The sequence below is a fragment of the Thermochromatium tepidum ATCC 43061 genome (assembly GCF_009664085.1).
Taxonomy (GTDB): domain Bacteria; phylum Pseudomonadota; class Gammaproteobacteria; order Chromatiales; family Chromatiaceae; genus Thermochromatium; species Thermochromatium tepidum.
Genome location: NZ_CP039268.1, coordinates 864,853 through 880,950, shown reverse-complemented (window position 1 = coordinate 880,950; position 16,098 = coordinate 864,853). Strand labels below are relative to the sequence as shown.

The window sequence follows — 16,098 nt, the reverse complement described above, 5'->3', positions numbered from 1 at the left end:
TCGGTAGTTGTGTATTATGTACCTTAAAATTATCATACCAAGTGTCCCGACATCCAAGTGTGGCTACATCAGGCTAACCTTCTCCGCCTCGTTAAGGAGACTTTGGCATGTACTCGCGACGCTCATTACTCGTTCAGATCGCGCTCGTCCTTTTCACTGAGGGGCTGATCTGGTCAGAGGTGCGCGGGCAGGAGATCATCACCCTCGAACCCCTCGAGGTCGAGGCTGAGCGCATCCTAACACCGACCAAGCAGACCGAGGAGAAGGTCTATACGGGCACGGCGGTCACGACCAAGGGGATCGAGATCCAGGGCACCAAGGCGGCGAACCAGGTCTGGGCGGCGATCGATCTACTTCCGGGCGTGAGCACCGAGCAACCGGACAGTCGCGGACTGGGCGTAGAGCAATCCAGCGTGCGTCTGCGCGGGGTGCGCAGCTCGCTGGGCACTCTGACGGTGGAAGGGGTACCGAACTATGGCGGCAACCCCATCGGTCCACGGGATTATCTCTATGACCTGGAGAACATAGAGTCGATCTCGGTCTATAAGGGCGCGACCCCGGCGGATATCGGGACCGGCGTCGGCACACGCGGTGGGGCCATTGTCCTGCATCCTAAATGGCCGGGTGAGGAAGCCGGTGCCAAACTCAATCAGCGACTGGGTGGAGATAACTTCACCCGGACCTATGCTCGGCTGGAGTCCGGGCGCCTGAACGCGAGCGGCACCCGGATCGCCGGCGCCGCTTCCTACTCAGAGGCGGACAAGTGGCGGGGTCCGGGCGATCTGGGTCCGCGGATCAATGCCAATCTGGCGCTCGTCCAGCCGCTGCGTGAAGACCTCGAACTCAAGCTCTGGCTCAATCACAACGATCAGGAACAGCACCTCTATCGGGCGCTGACCTATGCGCAGGTCGCGGGGCCGGACGCGGACCTGGATCTGGACTTCAACACCAGCCGTACCGGAAACGCGTCCGAGGACATTTATTACTACGACTACAACCGCGGTTCCTACCTCAATACGGATCTGCTCTCGGTCTTGACCTATCGGCCCAGCGCCGACACCCGTCTGACCCTCAAACCCTACTCCTCGACCGAGGACGCCAGGATCCTCCAGGGCACCACGGCAAGCGGTGGACAGGTACAGGAGCGCAACCGTGACATCGATCGCTGGGGCCTGATCGCCGAGGCCAGCACTGAGATCCAGGGGATCACGGCATTGATGGGGTATCACTATGAGCAAAACGCCATGGAGATCACCACCCAGAACTCTGCCATCACCCGCAGCGGGCTCAGCTATCGCGGTTATGGCGTGCTGGCGACCACAGGGACGACCTACATCCATAGTCCCTATGCCAAGCTTACCGGACGTCTCGGTGCGCTGAGCTGGCAGACCGGACTCAAATACTTCGAGTTCCAGGACTCCAAGAGTGAGGGCTACACCACAGGCGGGGCACCTGATTATGCCCTGGTGCGCGCCCCGGACCTGGACCGCGAGGCACGCACCCATGACATCTGGCTGCCGTCGCTCGGCCTCTCCTACGACCTGACGCCCGCGACCCAGGTCTATGCCAGCTATGGCCGGGGCTTCATCCGGCCCTATTCCTATTTGCCCATCATCAATACCTACAACAGCAACCGCGCCGCCTTTCGGGCCGCCGGGGTCACGCTGAACGAACTGTTCTCCGGTTATGACATGGAGGAGTCTGATACCATCGATCTGGGGCTACGCTTTCGCGGCGAGCGCATCGAGATCATGCCGACGCTCTTCCTCGGCCAATACCGGAACCTGCTGACCAGCGTGTCTGACCCCCGCGTTCTGGTCAAAGGCAAGCCGGTGAACTACCAGCAGAACATCGGTGAGGCCACGGGCTATGGGCTGGAGCTGGCGATCAATGCCTATGTCTCGGATGCGCTCAGGCTCTACCTGAACCCGACCTATACCCGCCTGACCTACGATGCGGATCTGACCTATCAGGGCACGACCCTCGACACCAAGGGCAAGCAGGTGGTAGACACCCCGGAATGGATGGCGCACGCCGGCCTCATCTATCGCCTCGGCGACTTTGAGCTACGCCCGGCACTGCGCTACCTGGGCGAGCGTCACGGCGATTCCCAGCACCAAGAGTCAATCGACGCCGTGTTGCTCGCAGATCTGACCCTGAGCTACAGCACCGAGCGTCTGTGGCCGGGTAAGACGCTCAAGGTGTCGCTAGAACTGACCAACCTCTTCGACGAAGACTATGTGGCGGTGATCAATGCCTCGGACGACAACCAAGGCGGTAGTGCCAGCTACTATCCGGGCGCACCCTTCACCGCCATGCTGACGCTGGACGTCGAGCTGTGACCGCCTGCACGCGCCGACACTTCCTGGGCCTGCTCGCCGCCGGACTGGCCGCGCCTGTTTGGCGTTCGAGCGGGGCGGTGGGTGCCGAACGGGTGTTGGCCGTCGGCCCAGGCGCGCTGCGACTGCTCACCTATCTCGGGGCCGCCGAGCGTCTGGTCGGGCTGGAAGACATAGAGCGACGCCCGCTCTCGACCAGCAGCTATCGCTATGCCCTGCCACCCGGACTGACCGACCTGCCCTCGATCGGACCCGGTGGTCCAGGCCGTCTGCCGGATCTGGAGCAGCTTGTGGCGCTGCGTCCGGACCTGGTCGTGACCGTCACACTCGACGACCAACAGATCCAGGCCCTGCGCGAGCGCGCTGGACTCCGGGTATTGCCGTTGAGCTATGGCGGCCCTGGTCTGCTGCGGATCGATGACCTGCTGACCTCGCTGCATACCCTGGCCGCCGCCCTGGGCCTTGAGGCGCGCGCCGAGCAATTGGCCGGGTTCCTGACCGCCAACCTGGCCGAGCTGCGCGAACGTCTGGCCAATGAGTCGCCCGCTACCGCCTATGTGGGTGGCGTCAGCTTGCAGGGTGCCCATGGACTCACCAGCACCCAGTCGGGACATCCGCCACTCGTCTGGGCGGGCGCCGACAACCTGGCGGATCGGGCCGGACCCGCTGGTCATCTGTTCATCGACCGCGAACAGATCCTGCTCTGGGATCCGCCGGTGCTCTTCATCGACGGCGGTGGACTGGCCGGCATCCTGGCCGAGTATGCCCGGGAGTCTGGCTTCTACCAGGGTCTGCGTGCGGTACGCGAGGGCCGGGTCTATCTGACCCTGCCGTTCAACGCCTACAACACCAATGTCGAGAATGCCCTAGCCAATGCCTGGATGATGGCCAGGGTGCTCCATCCCGCTGCCCTGGCAGATCTCGATGTCCAGGCCCGGGCCAGTGCCATCCTGCGGACCTTCCTCGGTGCGGATATCCTGCCCGATCTGGCGCGCCAGGGTCTGGGCCTGGGCCGGCTGGATCTGGAGACTGGGCAGTGGACGCCAGTGTCCTGAGCGCGCCGCGTGCCGTCTTCCGGCGCCAGACCGGGCGGCGCCGGCTGACAGGCCTGGCGCTCCTGATCCTGCTGGCCAGCCTGCTGGTTTATGCCCTGGGTCAGGGCAGTTATGCGCTCACACCCGAGGCCGTCTTGGCTGCCCTGACCGCTGGCCCCGGAGCCGCTGATCCAGCGGCGCACATCATCTGGTCGATCCGTCTGCCGCGTCTGCTCGCCGCCCTACTCGCCGGCATGAGCCTGGGTCTGGCGGGTGCGATCATGCAGAGCGTGCTGCGTAACCCGCTCGCCTCACCGATGACGCTGGGGGTCTCCCAGGGTGCAGCCCTGGGCGCCACCTGTGCCATCGTTCTGCTGGGCGCAGGCGAGCTGAACCGGCTGGGGCCGAACGCCGTGGTCATTCAGGAACCCTCTCTGGTGGTCGGCGCCGCCCTGATCGGGGCACTCGGAACCGCCGGGGCCATCCTGCTTCTGGCCTTGCTGCGCGGGTTGCGCCCCGAGGCGCTGGTGCTGGCCGGTATCGCGCTCGGCGCCTTCTCCAGCGCTGGAACCATGCTGGTGCAGTATTTCGCCACCGACACCCAGGCGGCGGCGACCCTGTTCTGGACCTTCGGCGATCTCGGCAAGGCGGGTTGGCGCGAGGTCGCCTGGATGGCAGGCGCGTTCGCGCCGCTGTTTCTGCTGCTGAGGCGCGCGGCCTGGTCGCTCAACGCCCTGGCCTGGGGCGAAGACAGTGCCCGTGCCCTCGGTGTGGCGGTCGCTCCGCTGCGCCTGTGGGCACTGGCGGCGGGGGCGGTGCTCGCGGCGGTGGCCACGGCCTTTCTCGGCGTGATCGGTTTCGTCGGACTCATCGCGCCGCATCTGGTGCGCTTGCTGATCGGCGCCGATCATCGCTATCTGCTACCCTACGCGGCGCTGGCGGGGGCGATCGTACTGCTCGGCGCCGATACCCTGGGCCGCCTGATCATCGCCCCGGTGGTGCTGCCGGTCGGGGCGGTCACGGCCATGTTCGGCGCGCCACTGCTGCTGGCGTTGCTGCTGCGGCGTCGCAGTCACTGAGTCGCAGTCACTGAGATGCTCGAGATTTGCGATCTCGGTCTGGGCTATGGCGGGCGCATCCTGGTGCGCGGGCTGGATCTGAGAATGCCGGCCGGTGAGTTGCTGGCAGTGCTCGGTCCGAACGGTGCGGGCAAGTCGACGCTGCTTAAGGCGCTGGCCCAGCTGCTTCGGCCCCAGACCGGAACCCTGCATCTGGACGGCGTACCACTCACCGGCCTTGGCCGGGCGACCCGCGCGCGGCGCATCGCCTATCTGCCCCAGCAATCGCCACCCGCGGCCGTCACCGTCTACGAGGCCATCCTGCTCGGGCGCCTCCCGCACCTTGGCTGGCAGGTCACGGACGCCGATCTAGCGCTGGTCGACGACATCCTCGCGCACCTCGGTCTGAGTGCCTTCGCCGGGCGTCTCTGTACCGAACTCAGCGGCGGCGAGCTGCAAAAGGTCCTGATCGGACGCGCCCTGGCCCAGACGCCGCGCCTGCTGCTGCTCGACGAGCCAGTCAATCATCTGGATCTGGCCAATCAGCTCGAGGTGCTGGACCTGATCCGGCAAACGGCCCGTGCGCGTGATCTGGTCGCCCTGGTGGTGCTGCACGATCTCAACCTGGCACTGCGTTTCGCCGATCACTTCCTGCTGCTGGATGGTGCCGGCGGTCATGACGCCGGCGCCATGGCGACCCTAACCCCGGAGCAGGTCGAGCAGGTCTACCGGGTGCCGGTGGTGCGCCATGACCTGGCCGGGCATTCAGTCTTCATCCCCCTGTGACGCCATGACGGACACGCATCGCTGGCTGAGCGATCCCCTGCTCGAAACCCTGGCCCACCGCGCGGTCGATGACTTGGCCGGGCATCCGCTGATCCTGGAGGATCTCAGCCTCGGCCAGCCCATCTCCTGGGCGCTGGTCCGCGACCGCGAGGGACGCCGCGCACTCGGGCTGGCCCTGACGCCGGTCGGCGAGTCCAGCTTACCGGGGCCACGCCACGATGGGCTACCGCTCGACTGGAAGGAATGGCCATTGCCTGCGCTGCCCGGCCGGATCCTGGCCGACCATCCGCTGGAGCGCTGTCTCGCGCTGGCGGTCATCAACGCCATCTCGCAGCATCGTCTAGCGCGCGAGGGATTCGCCGGCGTCGAGACCACGGAGGTTCGCCCGAGCGTGGTGCGCTGGGTCAGGGAACAGGAGGCGCGCCGCGTGGTGGTCATCGGCAACATGAGACCGCTGGTGGCCGGACTGGCCGAGGCAGGCGTTCCCCATGTGGTCTTCGAGCGTAGTCCGGGCCATCGTACCGGCGCCCTGCCCGACGCCCAGGAATGGGCCTGGCTGCCCAAGGCCGATGGCCTCATCCTCACCGGAGCGACCCTGCTCAATCACACCCTGGCACCGATCCTGGCGTTGGCACGCGCAGCGCGTTTCAAGTTACTGGTCGGCTTCTCGGCCCAGGCGCACCCGGCGTTCCTGGCCGGCTGTGGTGTCACACACGTCTTTAGTCTGCACATCCGCGACATCGACCGCACTCGACGGCTGTTGCAAGTCGGCCACTGGGATTCGATGTTTGAGACCGAGATGGGCTATCTGACGGCGCTGCGGTTGACGGACGCGCCGACCCCATGAGCCGCCTGGATCCGACTTCACTCGCCCAGCGCCGTCACCGGAAAGTCGAAATAGGTGTCGGGGAAGGGTTCCTGTTCAAGGGTGAAGTGCCACCACTCCTCGGGCAAGGGACGGAAACCGTGCCGGGCCATGACGGCGGCGAGTCGGGCGCGATTGGCCTGGGCAGTGGCCGAGACCTCGGTGTTATCCGGGTGCGAGCGCGGATCCATGCAGTCGAAGCTAGTACCAAAATCCAGGGCGGTGTCCGGATAGCGGTCGGCGTGCGGGGCCGTGCAATCGACCAACGGACGCTGCGCGAGCGCCGCCGAGACATCGACCGGGGTACCGATCGGCTCTAGGGCCAGGTCCACCGTGCTGCCGCGCGAATGTCCCGAGCGTTCGGCCACATAGCCCAGGCGGAAGAAGTCGGCCTTATCGACCCGCGGATAGAAGGCGAGCTTCATGCGCTGGTCGGCGATATCTTGGCTCCAACCCATGAAGTGCGCCACGGCCCGGGTCGGGCGATAGCAGTCAAAGACCCGCACCCGGAGTCCCTCCTGGGTCACCTCGGCCTGGACGTCGCGCAGCGCCTCGGCCGCCTGGCGGGTCAGGATGCACGAGGGCGCCAGATAGCCGTCGATGGGCTGGCCGACGAAGTTGTAGCTGCCGTGATAGCGTATGTCCTGCACGATCTCGGGTGCCAGGGTCCCAAGATGGACGAAGCCATCCGGCAACGGCCCGGCGTCGGCTGAAACAGCAGCGAATATCAAAATGGCCGGGCAGAGGCGAAGGCGGTGGGTCGATGACAGACGATGGGCCGATGGCATCGTAAAACTCCGATCATCACGCATAGGGCCTCATGATAACCAAAATCGCGTCCTGTACTTCCCGTTGTTGGCGGATGCTTCGCCACCCCAGGCACCCTAAACCCGGGTTTGACCCCGTGATTTCAAACCGGCTTGGCCACCATGACCCAGATGGCGATCAGCAGCAGTGCGGTCGCCACCACGCCCCACACGGCCCAGCGTCGCCCCGCCCGCCAGTAGCTCACCGGAATCTCCCCGCTCGCGACGAAGGCTCGCGCCTGTCGGCCCTGGTGGATCTGCGCCGGGACCAGCACGCCGGCCCAGAGCGCACCCGAGAGGGCCAGCAAGACCTGTCCCCAGACCAACCAGCTGACGTTCAGGACATCGAGTCCCGCGACGAGCGCCGCCCCGTAGCCGCCGAGCACAAGCAGCACCACACCGCCGACCGTAAACCACCAGTCGGTGACGACCACCAACCGTTGGGCGAAGGCCAACACCCGCGGGTCTCGGATCCGGTCGGCGGCGAGCTTCCAGATCAGGGTGACGATGGCATTGCCGACCAACAGCACGACGCCAAACAGATGGAGTGTCTTTAGACCGGCGTAAAGCATTGAGGAAAGTCCAGGTAGCAATCAGATGGGCCGTGCGCCCATCTCCTCAAAAAACCAAGAGACCTGATACCGACTGGAGGCCACTATGTCCACGACACGACTCGATATCGACGCCCTGACGACCGCCCTTGCCGACCTCAACGCCCTGGGTCAGGGCGGCTGGTCGCTCTCCGGCGACCAGCTGTGCAAGACCTTTATCTTCCCCGACTTCGTGCGCGCCTTCGGCTTTATGACCCAGGTGGCCCTGATCGCCGAGGCGATGGACCATCATCCCGACTGGAGCAACGCCTATGCGCATGTGCGCGTGGCACTGAGCACGCATGAGGCCGGCGGGATCACCGAGCGCGATGTCGAGCTTGCATGGCATATGGAACGGCTATCGAGCCGCGGATGAGGGACGGTGGCCGCCGTCTTAGGACGGCGCTTCCAGAAAGATCCGAAGCAGCGCCTTTGGGGCCGGGACATCGAAAGCACCCCTGCCACGAACAGCACCCCGAGCACGCAACCACAACTCGCCCAGCCGAACCGCCGACGCCCCTTCGTGACGCCCTGGGCTTTTGAGTCTAGCCGCCGGACCGCTGCCCACCGCCGACCATCCGCCTGCCGGTCAGCGCCGTTCCAGGCAGTAGTCCCCGCTCACAGTCCAGCCGCTAGGACAGCGCCCCACTTTGGGAATGGCCATGCGTGCGCGTGACCCAGCAACACAATAGTCTCCGCTGACAAAATAGCCGCTGGGACACCGGCCCCGCTTCTCGACGGCGAACGCTGAGCGCGAGCTGGGGACGCAATAGTCACCGCTGACGCGATAGCTGCTGGGACAACGCCCATACTTGATCATGGGGTGAGGCTTGGGATCGGACCAGACTGGGTCTGCGAGCAACAGGATCGACCAGGCCGCCAGCAACTGGAACACGAGTGTGAATCGACGCATGATGCAGACCTCTACGACTCGGACATCAGGGCAAAACCGCCCCGATGAGCTTCAATTCCATCGCCCGCTTGGGATCGATCCAGCGGATCCCCTCACTCGGCATGGTCGCCGCCAAGGCCACCACCTCCGCATCGACCCCCATGCTCTGAAAGTAGCGGATATAGTTGCCGACCAGACGCTGACCATCCTCCAGGCTGCCACCGCCGGGCACATAGGACTGATGCAGGCCAATGCGCGCCCCATCGATGGCCAGCCGATCTACGCCGCCGGCCAGCGCAAAGATGCAAGCACTGGCGCACACCTCACCAGCGATCGTATCGAGGTTGTGGCTGCGCAGATAGTAGCCGACCATCTGTGCTTCCGAGACTAGCCCGCCGACGCTGTTGAGTCCGAGGGCCGAGGCTCCAGTTTCCTCCAGCGCCGTGATGATGCGTTGTCCATCCCCAGCCTCGAATTCGCCTGAGAACATGACGATCACCGTCCCGTTCTCCAGCTCGATGCGCGAGAGCTTGTCGGGCGCAGACGGCTTGGACGGCGCCCCTGCCTGTTCGGCGTTGAGACGGCTGTTACTCGGTTGCAGCGTCGTCTTCTGAAGCATGAGCAGACAGTTGCCGTAGGCGTTGTTGAACGCCAGGGCCGTACCCGTGAGTCCGACATTCAGATTGCCTTGATCGGTAAGCACGCGCAGGATCTGGCCGTGTTTGAGGTCGTAGAGCGCCTGATCCGAAAGTGGGAAACCGATCAGCGGCGTGCCGTTTCCGGCATCGACTGCTTTGACGTCGAGCGGCTTGTATTGGTGCTGGTCGATGATGAAGGACATCGACGTGACCTGATCGTTGCCGATGAGACCGAAGTAGGCGGTATCACAGTCGTCGTCAGTCGAAAAGGCGATCGCAATGGCCAGTCCGTTATCGAAGATGGTCTTGGCGACATTCCCTTCCCACTGCCATTGCCCTCGTCCGCCCTGATAGGTCGGTGGATCGAACTGGGCTGGGACCGCGAACGCGGTCAAGGCCAAAATTAGACCTGGCAGGAGCCGAGTGAGGGGGTGACGAACCATCGCGAGCCTGTCTGAAACCTTCAAGCCGTTCATGCAGTAGAACCGCACCTGGATGACGTCCGATGAACGTGCGGAGCCGCAGGATGATTTTTAAGGATACACACCCAAGCCGCGATGGCGACTGAGAACCCAGTCAGGATCCATCAGCCACACGCGCGCGACTGGCTGAGCCCTCAGTGTTGGTACCTTGCTTCCCCCTCGGCCATTTCCACGATGGGCTGCCCGGTGTTACCTGCATAAAACACGATCAGATCAACCGGCTCAGTGCCTGAGTTGTAGCCAAAGTGCAGCTCGCCCACCAGTTCGACCAAGGCCGCGCCGGCTTTCAGATGCAGGATCTCACCGGCCTTGGACTCGACGGTCAGCTCACCCGACAGTAACACGCCCGCGTTGATGACCGGATGCAGATGCAGCGGCAACCGGGCGCCTGGCGCGATGCGAAAGCGCAAAATGGTGATCTCGGGTTGCTCTGGCCGATAGGCCGGGAGCAGATGCCCATTCCAGCTTTGGTTGGAGCGCGCGAGACGCTGGACCTCAACGCCGGGAATCGTGGTTTGTTCGGCCAGCACGGGAGCGGCGAGCAGCCCGCCGAACAGGCCGAAGATCAGGCACGTGCGGATCTGTCTCGAACACCAGGATGACGGGTGGCCCATGGTGGTCCTCGATGTGGAGGATGCTCGGCTGAATCATAGCCCCGATCGCTGCCTCAACACCATGTCCTGTAATATCCATGAGGGAAACGCTGATTAAATCCCTTCTCCCCCGCCCGCGCGGGCATAGGTATCTACACAATTTCATCCATCCCCTCCGTTAGCAAGAAGAATCGAGTTGGCGAAGGCACGGAGTTCTGGGATAGAAGAGTGATCAAGGGAATCGAGGATGGCGAACAGTATGAAAGCGCCAGCCAACAAGGCGGAGGGGGTAACAAGGCGAGATGCCTTCATCTGCCTGCCGGACAAGCGCACGAGAAACTGCCGGGCGGCTTGTGCCTCCTCGGTCTGCTGCGCAGCCAGGCGCCACACCAGGATACAGGCCTGGGTGGCGATCAGCAGACGCTTGAATAGGGCTCCCCCGCTCTCCTGTTCCCACTGCTCCAGTTGATGGCCTGCCTGTTTGAGCAGTTTGAAGAACGATTCGATCTGCCAGCGGAAGTCGTACCACAGTGCTACACGCGCGGCACTGACGGTTTCAGGCACCGACGTGAGCAAGAACCATTCGGCCACCAGATGTCCGGCTTCGTCGCACAGGCGACTGACCACCAGCCGGGCCTTCAGCGGTTCGCCCGGAACCGGTCGCTGCCGTCGCCCGTCAGCGCCGATTTTCTTCGGCTTCGCTGGCCGGGTCAGAACTACCGGCGCACTGGCAATCCAGTGCTGGATCGGTCGGCCTTGGCAGAGAACCTGGCGTTCTCGGGTATAGCCAAGTTGCTTGGCCACCGCGTCGATGCGCATCGAGCCGTTGCCGTAACGTACCGTCGAGTTCCCTTTGGCGCGCACCAGCCACAACTGGCCGTCGCGCGTCCAGCGGCGCAGATGGCCGACCGAATCCGCTTCGCGATCAATCACATGTACCAACCGGGGGCCGAATTTCTGCTGCTCCAGCCAACTCATCCGCTCGCTCAATTCGTCCAGAGGCGAAGACACCTTGGGGCTGATCGTGTCGGCACACGAGCTCCAGACGCCTTGGGCCGTCACCAGATCCTGCACCGGCACCCCCAAGGGCGCGCCATCCTCGGCACTGACCAGGAGGCTGCTTTGCAGTTCGTCGCCCACATCCGTGGCATGGGTCATTTGCAGGCGATCCCGTTTCGAGGCGTGCCCTCCATCGTTCACTCTCGACCAGTCCGCCACCGCCAACACATACTCACCGCCATCCGCCGTCACGGCCTCCCGTGTCGCCGCCAACAGCGGAACCGACAGCCCCTCAGGCGTCACCCGTGGATTCGCCAGAAATCGCCCCATCGCCTGGGCGTGCGACGCGGCTTTCTTCCCGTCCGGCAAGGCTTTGACTCCCGCTGCCAAGGGGCCAGTACAGTTCATATGCCCCTTCAACAGCTTCCCATAGCGTCCGTCAAGACGCTTGTCACCAAAATTCGTCGCATACCGCTTATTTGTACCTCATCTTCCCCGCGAGAAATCCCCCGAACAGAGCCGGGTTTGTGTAGATACCCATGCCCAGAGGGCGAGGAGTTATTCAGTGCTTCCCTGAGATGAATCGTCTGGACTACCCACAGCCCAGGTAGACCGAATGGAGCCGACCCCACCCTCAGCCCCGACGCTGCTCTCTCTCGACATCGAAATCGACCGCCATGACCGGCTGAAGCTGCACGAGACGATCTGGGCTGGATCTTTCGTCTCGTCCCCCGAGTTCGATCTAAAGACAGCGGTTTCGATCCGCTCCTCACCCAGGGGCGCGACCTGGATCTGGCAGGCTGGATCTCGACGGATGCACGCCCGGTGAGACTTGAAGCGCAGGGTCCAGATCAGGATACTGCCACACCATCCGCCCCATGGAGCCCTCCCGATGTCCTACGAACCCAACACCCGTGTCACTGTCATCGACATCCAGATGCCGTTCTGGTCGATGGTCGTCTTTATGGTCAAGGCGGCCATCGCCGCGATCCCAGCCATCTTCATCCTGACGGTCATCTCTTCGGTGGTCACGGGAACCATGAGCGCCTTGTTACTTTAAGGTCTGCGCCTTTCGCCGTTCGGCACGCGCCGCGCCATGCCGGTCTATTGTGAGCGAGGCATCGCCGAACTGCCACGTCTCTACCTCAACGGCGGCAAGCGCGGCTACATCATTTCATTGGCGACGGCCGAGCTGTTGCGCGTGCTCCAGCCGACCCTGGTAAGCACGGCCGTCTGAAGCCGGGGCGCGCGATAGCGCTGGTCCTCGGTGAGCCCCTCGTCACCTTAAGGCCCCTCGCCTCCAACCGACTGATCCAGCGGCAGACTGACGTGGAAGGTCGTCAGTTCGCCCTTGGACGCGACCTCGATGGTACCGCCCAGCTGGGAGACGATCTGATAGCAGATCCACAATCCGAGACCACTCCTGGCGCTCGGGGTCGCCGGATAGGGTTCAAACAGCTGGGCAAGCCGATCGGGCGGGATCGGGCGGCCGCGATTGCGCACCCACAGCCGCAGACGATCGCCCTTGCTCAGGAGCCGCACCTGCACAACACCACCGTCGCGCGCGGCCTCGATGGCGTTGAGCAGCAGATTCAGCAGCAGCTGGCGCACCGGTGCCGCCGGGAGTGTGGTCGCCACATCGAAGGCATTGTGCCAGATCAGGCGCACGCCGGACTTGGCCAGGCGCGGTTGGGCCAGGGTGCGCACATCGTCCAGATCGCGCGCCGTCAGCGGACGCGGATCGGCACGCGCCTCGACCAGGAGCGCCGATACCACCCCCTGGATCTGACTTAGCGCGCGCTCTAGCAGATCGAGCAGGCGGGCGGTACGGGCATCCGGTCGCTGCGCCTGGCGATAGGTATCGATCGCCATCAACATCCCCCCGAGCGGATTGTTGACCTCGTGTGCCACCCCAGCCGCGACCCGTCCGATCGCCGCCAGCCGCTCGGTCTGGAGCATGCGCTCCTTGAGCGCCTCCTGTTCGGCCAGGGCCGCGACCATGGCGGCGAACTGGCGTCCAAGCTGACCGATCTCGCTGTCGTCGCCCGGGAGGGTACAGTGCAGCCGGCGTGGGTCCTCCTTACCGACCCGCCCCATGCACTGACTGAGCTGGATCAAGGGTGCGACCAGGCGCCGCCCCCACAGCCAGCCAAGCGGCACCAACAGGGCGAGCACGGCGCCCGTCACCAGGATGCCGCCGATCAGGATCTCGCGAAAGCGCGGCAGATAGGGTGTGTCAGACAGCAGGGCGATCAGCTCGCCGACCGGGGTACCGTCGCTAAACAGCGGCAGACGCAGCAGACGTTGGGCCTCGGCCTGATTCCCCTGGACCCATTCGAGGGTCTCGACCTGTCCCGGGGTCGCTTCCAGCCAAGGCAGCGCCTCGCGCAGCGGCTGGTCGAGCCGATAGCGGCGGGGGCGGTTGCTGGCAAAGATCCGCCCCGAGACATCGACGAGGATCCAGATCGCATCGAAGTTCGCCGCGCCTTCGGGGCCGCGCAGCAGGGCATAGGCCAACCACACATCCTCGGTGCGCAGGGCCTGAACCAGCATCTCAGACCAGGCATGGGCCAACATCGAGGCGTTGCGCCCCTGATCCGCGCGCAGATTGACCAGCGTCTGTCCGCCGAGCGCGAGCGCCAGACAGAAGGCGGTCAGGATCGCCGAGACGCTCAGGCTCAGCGGCAGGCGGACGCGATAGCTCGACCAAAAGCGGTTGGTGTTCACCTGCCGAGCCCCAATTGGCGCGCCATGACCGCGATATCCGCAAACAGGGCCGGCTCGGCGGTGACGAAGCCGTCGAGGTTGAGCTCAGCCAACAGGGCGCGGCCAGTGGCATCTCCCGCCTGTCCGATCAGGATCTCGCGCAACCGGGTTTGATCCGTCTCCGGCAGGTTGGGCGCCGCCACGATCGGCGGAAAACCGAACAGGGGTGAGCGCAGGATGATGCGCGTCTGCCCGGTCAGCGCCGGATCGCGCCGCGCCAGGGTCTCCCAGACATAGCCATCGACCGCCGCACCCTCGGCCAGCCCCTCGGCGACCGCGATGATGCTGCGCCGGTGGCCCCAGGTGAAAAACGTCCGTCGAAAGAAGCGATCCGGAGCGTATCCGAGGCTCGCCAGATACGACCTCGGGTAGAGATAGCCGGAGTTGGAGTCCGGATCGGACCAGGCAAAGCGTCGGCCTGCGAGTTCCTCGAAGGATTGGACACTGTCCTCGGCGGCGGCGATGACATAGGCGCGGTAGAGCGGCTGCCCCTGGAAGGAAGGCACCGCGATCAGTTTCAGTACATCCTGATGCTGGACATAGGGATAGCCACAGATCCAGGCCAGATCGAGCTGAGTGCGCAACAATAGATCGAGGATCTCGCGATAGCGGGCGCGCTGGACGAAGACCACCGGTCGCCCGAGCCGTGCACCCAGCCAGGCCGCCCAATCGTTGAGGAAGCCCAGCCGATCGTTGAGCATCACCCCTGTGATGCCAAAGCGGATGGGCGGCGCCCCCAAGAGGGGGCGGGCCATGCCGAGGGTCGCGGTGGCCAGCAGCGAGCGGATGAAGCGGCGACGATTCAGGGGCATCTTGGACGGATCGATGAGGTGGTGGATCCATGCAGGCCGGGTGGAGTCGGATGTCATGGATGATCGCTGATCGACTGGAACCGGGGGCGACACAGGTCCAGCCCGGTCGCATCCAACAGCCGGGCGCGCGGATCCGGTGTCTCTAGGTCGCCGGGCGCAAAGCGGTACCAGAGCTCGACGCGCAGACGTGTCACCGCCGTGCGCGGGTCGAGGGCAAGCTCCAGGAGCCCAGGTGATCCCGGGGGCAGGGTGCGGTCCTGCCAGTGATCCCGGCCCTGTCGTTCCCAACCGAAGCGCGCTGTCTCACGCCACACCGGGCGGTCCTCGGTATCCAGCCCGCTGACCACCAGCCACACCGCGCGTCCCGTGGTCCCACCCGGCAGGGCGTGGCCGGCGCGGTGGCTGATCTGGATCAGGACCCGGGGGTCGTCGTTCGGCCCCCGGCGCAGCGCCAGCCGCACCCGGGCGACGCCGTCCAGAAAACCGGGGACCGAGGGGCCGATGAAACCATGCCCCGCCCTGATCCCCCCCGGCGGCAGGTGACAGTCTAGACAATCCTTGCCCTGGAGCGTCTCCGGGCGCTCGCGAAAACGGCGAACGGTACTCTCGCCGGGGGCATCGTGACAGCGGGCGCAGATGTCGGGCACCTGGAGTCTGGGATACGGATGCCCGGCCCGGCCATGACAGTCGTTGCAGCTCAGGCCGGCACCCCCGGAGGGCGCGTGGCAGACGAGACAGGACTCGGGCGAGCCTTGCTCCATCCATTCCCGGCGGAAGACCTCGCCCGCCGCCCCCTGAGCCATCCGGGTCGCGGCGAAGGTCTGTACGATCGCCGCGTGACAGTCGGCGCACGGGCGCGACTCGCGATCCGTCATGTCTAAAGCGGCCACGCCAGGGGACAAGACGGCCAGAAGCCCTAGGATCGGCGGGAGCGGCCCGATTCTATCGACCAGGGGATTCACGGGTGACCTGATGCTCAATAGAACCGATCGGCCGGGGTGTTCATCTCGCACAGCCCGCGCGGGATGACGAAGGGGCGGCTGCCGGGTCGGGCGAAGCTGGACTGGGGATCCACGACCGGCAGGCCAGCGGCACGCCAGGCGGACAGCCCCCCGGCCAGTACCTCGACTCGATAGCCGAAGCCCAGGAGCCGGTTCATCCAGGGCGCCGGGTCGGTGCCAGGTTCGATGATCAGCACCACCTCTCCACCACGGCTGTCGGGCAGATAACCGGCTGGGTCGGTTCCGGCGTCCAGTGCCCCGGGGATGGTGCCTGTGAGGTAGGCCGTGCGGCCACGGGTGTCGAGCACCAAGGGTGGCCTGTCCTGGGTGAGCCGGTTCGAGAGCGTCTCGGGGCTCAGGGTCGGTAGGGGCCGCCCCCTGTCCGTGCCTGCCGTGCCGACGATCACATAGACGAGCGCAGCAACCGCGACCATCAG

General features: G+C 65.0%; 18 protein-coding genes. 8 read left to right on the top strand and 10 right to left on the bottom strand.

The features are described 5' to 3' along the window. Positions 1-107 precede the first annotated feature (107 nt). From E6P07_RS04055 to E6P07_RS04035, 5 genes are read left to right on the top strand one after another with little or no spacing between them, the layout of a single operon-like run. The gene (locus tag E6P07_RS04055; protein WP_153974432.1) at positions 108-2,342 is read left to right on the top strand and encodes a TonB-dependent receptor; all 2,235 of its coding nucleotides are present in this window, start codon (positions 108-110) and stop codon (positions 2,340-2,342) included. Next, positions 2,339-3,394: an iron ABC transporter substrate-binding protein gene (locus E6P07_RS04050; RefSeq protein WP_153974431.1), complete on the top strand. Its 1,056-nt coding sequence runs from the start codon at positions 2,339-2,341 to the stop codon at positions 3,392-3,394. Before E6P07_RS04055 ends, E6P07_RS04050 begins: the two co-directional genes overlap by 4 nt. Beyond that, the gene (locus E6P07_RS04045; RefSeq protein ID WP_153974430.1) at positions 3,376-4,452 is read left to right on the top strand and encodes a FecCD family ABC transporter permease; all 1,077 of its coding nucleotides are present in this window, start codon (positions 3,376-3,378) and stop codon (positions 4,450-4,452) included. Before E6P07_RS04050 ends, E6P07_RS04045 begins: the two co-directional genes overlap by 19 nt. 15 nt (positions 4,453-4,467) lie before the next feature. After that, the gene (locus tag E6P07_RS04040) at positions 4,468-5,217 is read left to right on the top strand and encodes an ABC transporter ATP-binding protein (protein WP_153974429.1); all 750 of its coding nucleotides are present in this window, start codon (positions 4,468-4,470) and stop codon (positions 5,215-5,217) included. A gap of 4 nt (positions 5,218-5,221) precedes the next feature. After that, a complete protein-coding gene (locus E6P07_RS04035; protein ID WP_162008602.1) occupies positions 5,222-6,064 on the top strand; it encodes a Rossmann-like domain-containing protein in 843 nt (280 codons plus the stop codon). 17 nt (positions 6,065-6,081) lie between these two features. Here the strand turns inward: E6P07_RS04035 and E6P07_RS04030 are convergent, their stop codons facing one another. Beyond that, a complete protein-coding gene (locus E6P07_RS04030; protein ID WP_246172921.1) occupies positions 6,082-6,777 on the bottom strand; it encodes a M15 family metallopeptidase in 696 nt (231 codons plus the stop codon). 215 nt (positions 6,778-6,992) lie between these two features. Further along, positions 6,993-7,460, bottom strand: a complete 468-nt coding sequence (locus E6P07_RS04025) for a DUF2269 family protein (protein WP_153974426.1) — start codon at positions 7,458-7,460, stop codon at positions 6,993-6,995. 85 nt (positions 7,461-7,545) lie between these two features. Between E6P07_RS04025 and E6P07_RS04020 the strand changes: the two genes are divergently transcribed. Further along, positions 7,546-7,854, top strand: a complete 309-nt coding sequence (locus tag E6P07_RS04020; protein WP_153974425.1) for a 4a-hydroxytetrahydrobiopterin dehydratase — start codon at positions 7,546-7,548, stop codon at positions 7,852-7,854. 213 nt (positions 7,855-8,067) lie between these two features. Here E6P07_RS04020 and E6P07_RS04015 read toward each other — a convergent pair whose 3' ends face one another. The 4 genes from E6P07_RS04015 to E6P07_RS04000 form a co-directional block, all read right to left on the bottom strand. After that, on the bottom strand, positions 8,068-8,391 hold the full coding sequence (locus E6P07_RS04015) for a hypothetical protein (protein WP_153974424.1): 324 nt from the start codon (positions 8,389-8,391) through the stop codon (positions 8,068-8,070). Between the two features lie 25 nt (positions 8,392-8,416). Next, positions 8,417-9,451 carry a COG3904 family protein gene (locus E6P07_RS04010; protein ID WP_246172920.1) on the bottom strand — a complete coding sequence of 345 codons (1,035 nt, stop codon included), beginning with the start codon at positions 9,449-9,451 and terminating at the stop codon, positions 8,417-8,419. A gap of 173 nt (positions 9,452-9,624) precedes the next feature. Further along, positions 9,625-10,104, bottom strand: a complete 480-nt coding sequence (locus E6P07_RS04005; RefSeq protein WP_153974422.1) for a cupin domain-containing protein — start codon at positions 10,102-10,104, stop codon at positions 9,625-9,627. Between the two features lie 141 nt (positions 10,105-10,245). Beyond that, positions 10,246-11,472 (bottom strand): transposase, encoded by a 1,227-nt coding sequence (locus E6P07_RS04000; protein ID WP_162008601.1) that lies wholly within the window; start codon positions 11,470-11,472, stop codon positions 10,246-10,248. A 502-nt stretch (positions 11,473-11,974) separates the two neighbouring features. Here E6P07_RS04000 and E6P07_RS13605 point away from each other — a divergent pair. Both E6P07_RS13605 and E6P07_RS03995 read left to right on the top strand, forming a co-directional pair. After that, positions 11,975-12,142, top strand: a complete 168-nt coding sequence (locus E6P07_RS13605) for a hypothetical protein (RefSeq protein WP_170286783.1) — start codon at positions 11,975-11,977, stop codon at positions 12,140-12,142. A gap of 36 nt (positions 12,143-12,178) precedes the next feature. Next, positions 12,179-12,319: a YbaK/EbsC family protein gene (locus tag E6P07_RS03995; protein ID WP_246172919.1), complete on the top strand. Its 141-nt coding sequence runs from the start codon at positions 12,179-12,181 to the stop codon at positions 12,317-12,319. 47 nt (positions 12,320-12,366) lie between these two features. Here the strand turns inward: E6P07_RS03995 and E6P07_RS03990 are convergent, their stop codons facing one another. The 4 genes from E6P07_RS03990 to E6P07_RS03975 form a co-directional block, all read right to left on the bottom strand. Then, a complete protein-coding gene (locus tag E6P07_RS03990; RefSeq protein ID WP_153974420.1) occupies positions 12,367-13,809 on the bottom strand; it encodes a sensor histidine kinase in 1,443 nt (480 codons plus the stop codon). After that, the gene (locus tag E6P07_RS03985; protein WP_211363162.1) at positions 13,806-14,660 is read right to left on the bottom strand and encodes a substrate-binding domain-containing protein; all 855 of its coding nucleotides are present in this window, start codon (positions 14,658-14,660) and stop codon (positions 13,806-13,808) included. Before E6P07_RS03985 ends, E6P07_RS03990 begins: the two co-directional genes overlap by 4 nt. Positions 14,661-14,713: 53 nt before the next feature. Beyond that, positions 14,714-15,535 carry a hypothetical protein gene (locus E6P07_RS03980; protein WP_153974419.1) on the bottom strand — a complete coding sequence of 274 codons (822 nt, stop codon included), beginning with the start codon at positions 15,533-15,535 and terminating at the stop codon, positions 14,714-14,716. 101 nt (positions 15,536-15,636) lie between these two features. Further along, positions 15,637-16,095 (bottom strand): rhodanese-like domain-containing protein, encoded by a 459-nt coding sequence (locus E6P07_RS03975; RefSeq protein WP_162008600.1) that lies wholly within the window; start codon positions 16,093-16,095, stop codon positions 15,637-15,639. Between the last annotated feature and the right edge of the window lie 3 nt (positions 16,096-16,098).

Excerpts from the sequence above, each read along its gene's own strand:
- E6P07_RS04055 (WP_153974432.1), top strand. The coding sequence starts at position 108 with ATGTACTCGCGACGCTCATTACTCGTTCAGATCGCGCTCGTCCTTTTC.
- E6P07_RS04040 (WP_153974429.1), top strand. The coding sequence starts at position 4,468 with ATGCTCGAGATTTGCGATCTCGGTCTGGGCTATGGCGGGCGCATCCTG.
- E6P07_RS04035 (WP_162008602.1), top strand. The coding sequence starts at position 5,222 with ATGACGGACACGCATCGCTGGCTGAGCGATCCCCTGCTCGAAACCCTG.
- E6P07_RS04025 (WP_153974426.1), bottom strand. The coding sequence starts at position 7,460 with ATGCTTTACGCCGGTCTAAAGACACTCCATCTGTTTGGCGTCGTGCTG.
- E6P07_RS04020 (WP_153974425.1), top strand. The coding sequence starts at position 7,546 with ATGTCCACGACACGACTCGATATCGACGCCCTGACGACCGCCCTTGCC.
- E6P07_RS04015 (WP_153974424.1), bottom strand. The coding sequence starts at position 8,391 with ATGCGTCGATTCACACTCGTGTTCCAGTTGCTGGCGGCCTGGTCGATC.
- E6P07_RS04010 (WP_246172920.1), bottom strand. The coding sequence starts at position 9,451 with ATGGTTCGTCACCCCCTCACTCGGCTCCTGCCAGGTCTAATTTTGGCC.
- E6P07_RS04005 (WP_153974422.1), bottom strand. The coding sequence starts at position 10,104 with ATGGGCCACCCGTCATCCTGGTGTTCGAGACAGATCCGCACGTGCCTG.
- E6P07_RS13605 (WP_170286783.1), top strand. The coding sequence starts at position 11,975 with ATGTCCTACGAACCCAACACCCGTGTCACTGTCATCGACATCCAGATG.
- E6P07_RS03995 (WP_246172919.1), top strand. The coding sequence starts at position 12,179 with ATGCCGGTCTATTGTGAGCGAGGCATCGCCGAACTGCCACGTCTCTAC.
- E6P07_RS03985 (WP_211363162.1), bottom strand. The coding sequence starts at position 14,660 with ATGCCCCTGAATCGTCGCCGCTTCATCCGCTCGCTGCTGGCCACCGCG.
- E6P07_RS03980 (WP_153974419.1), bottom strand. The coding sequence starts at position 15,535 with ATGACGGATCGCGAGTCGCGCCCGTGCGCCGACTGTCACGCGGCGATC.
- E6P07_RS03975 (WP_162008600.1), bottom strand. The coding sequence starts at position 16,095 with ATGGTCGCGGTTGCTGCGCTCGTCTATGTGATCGTCGGCACGGCAGGC.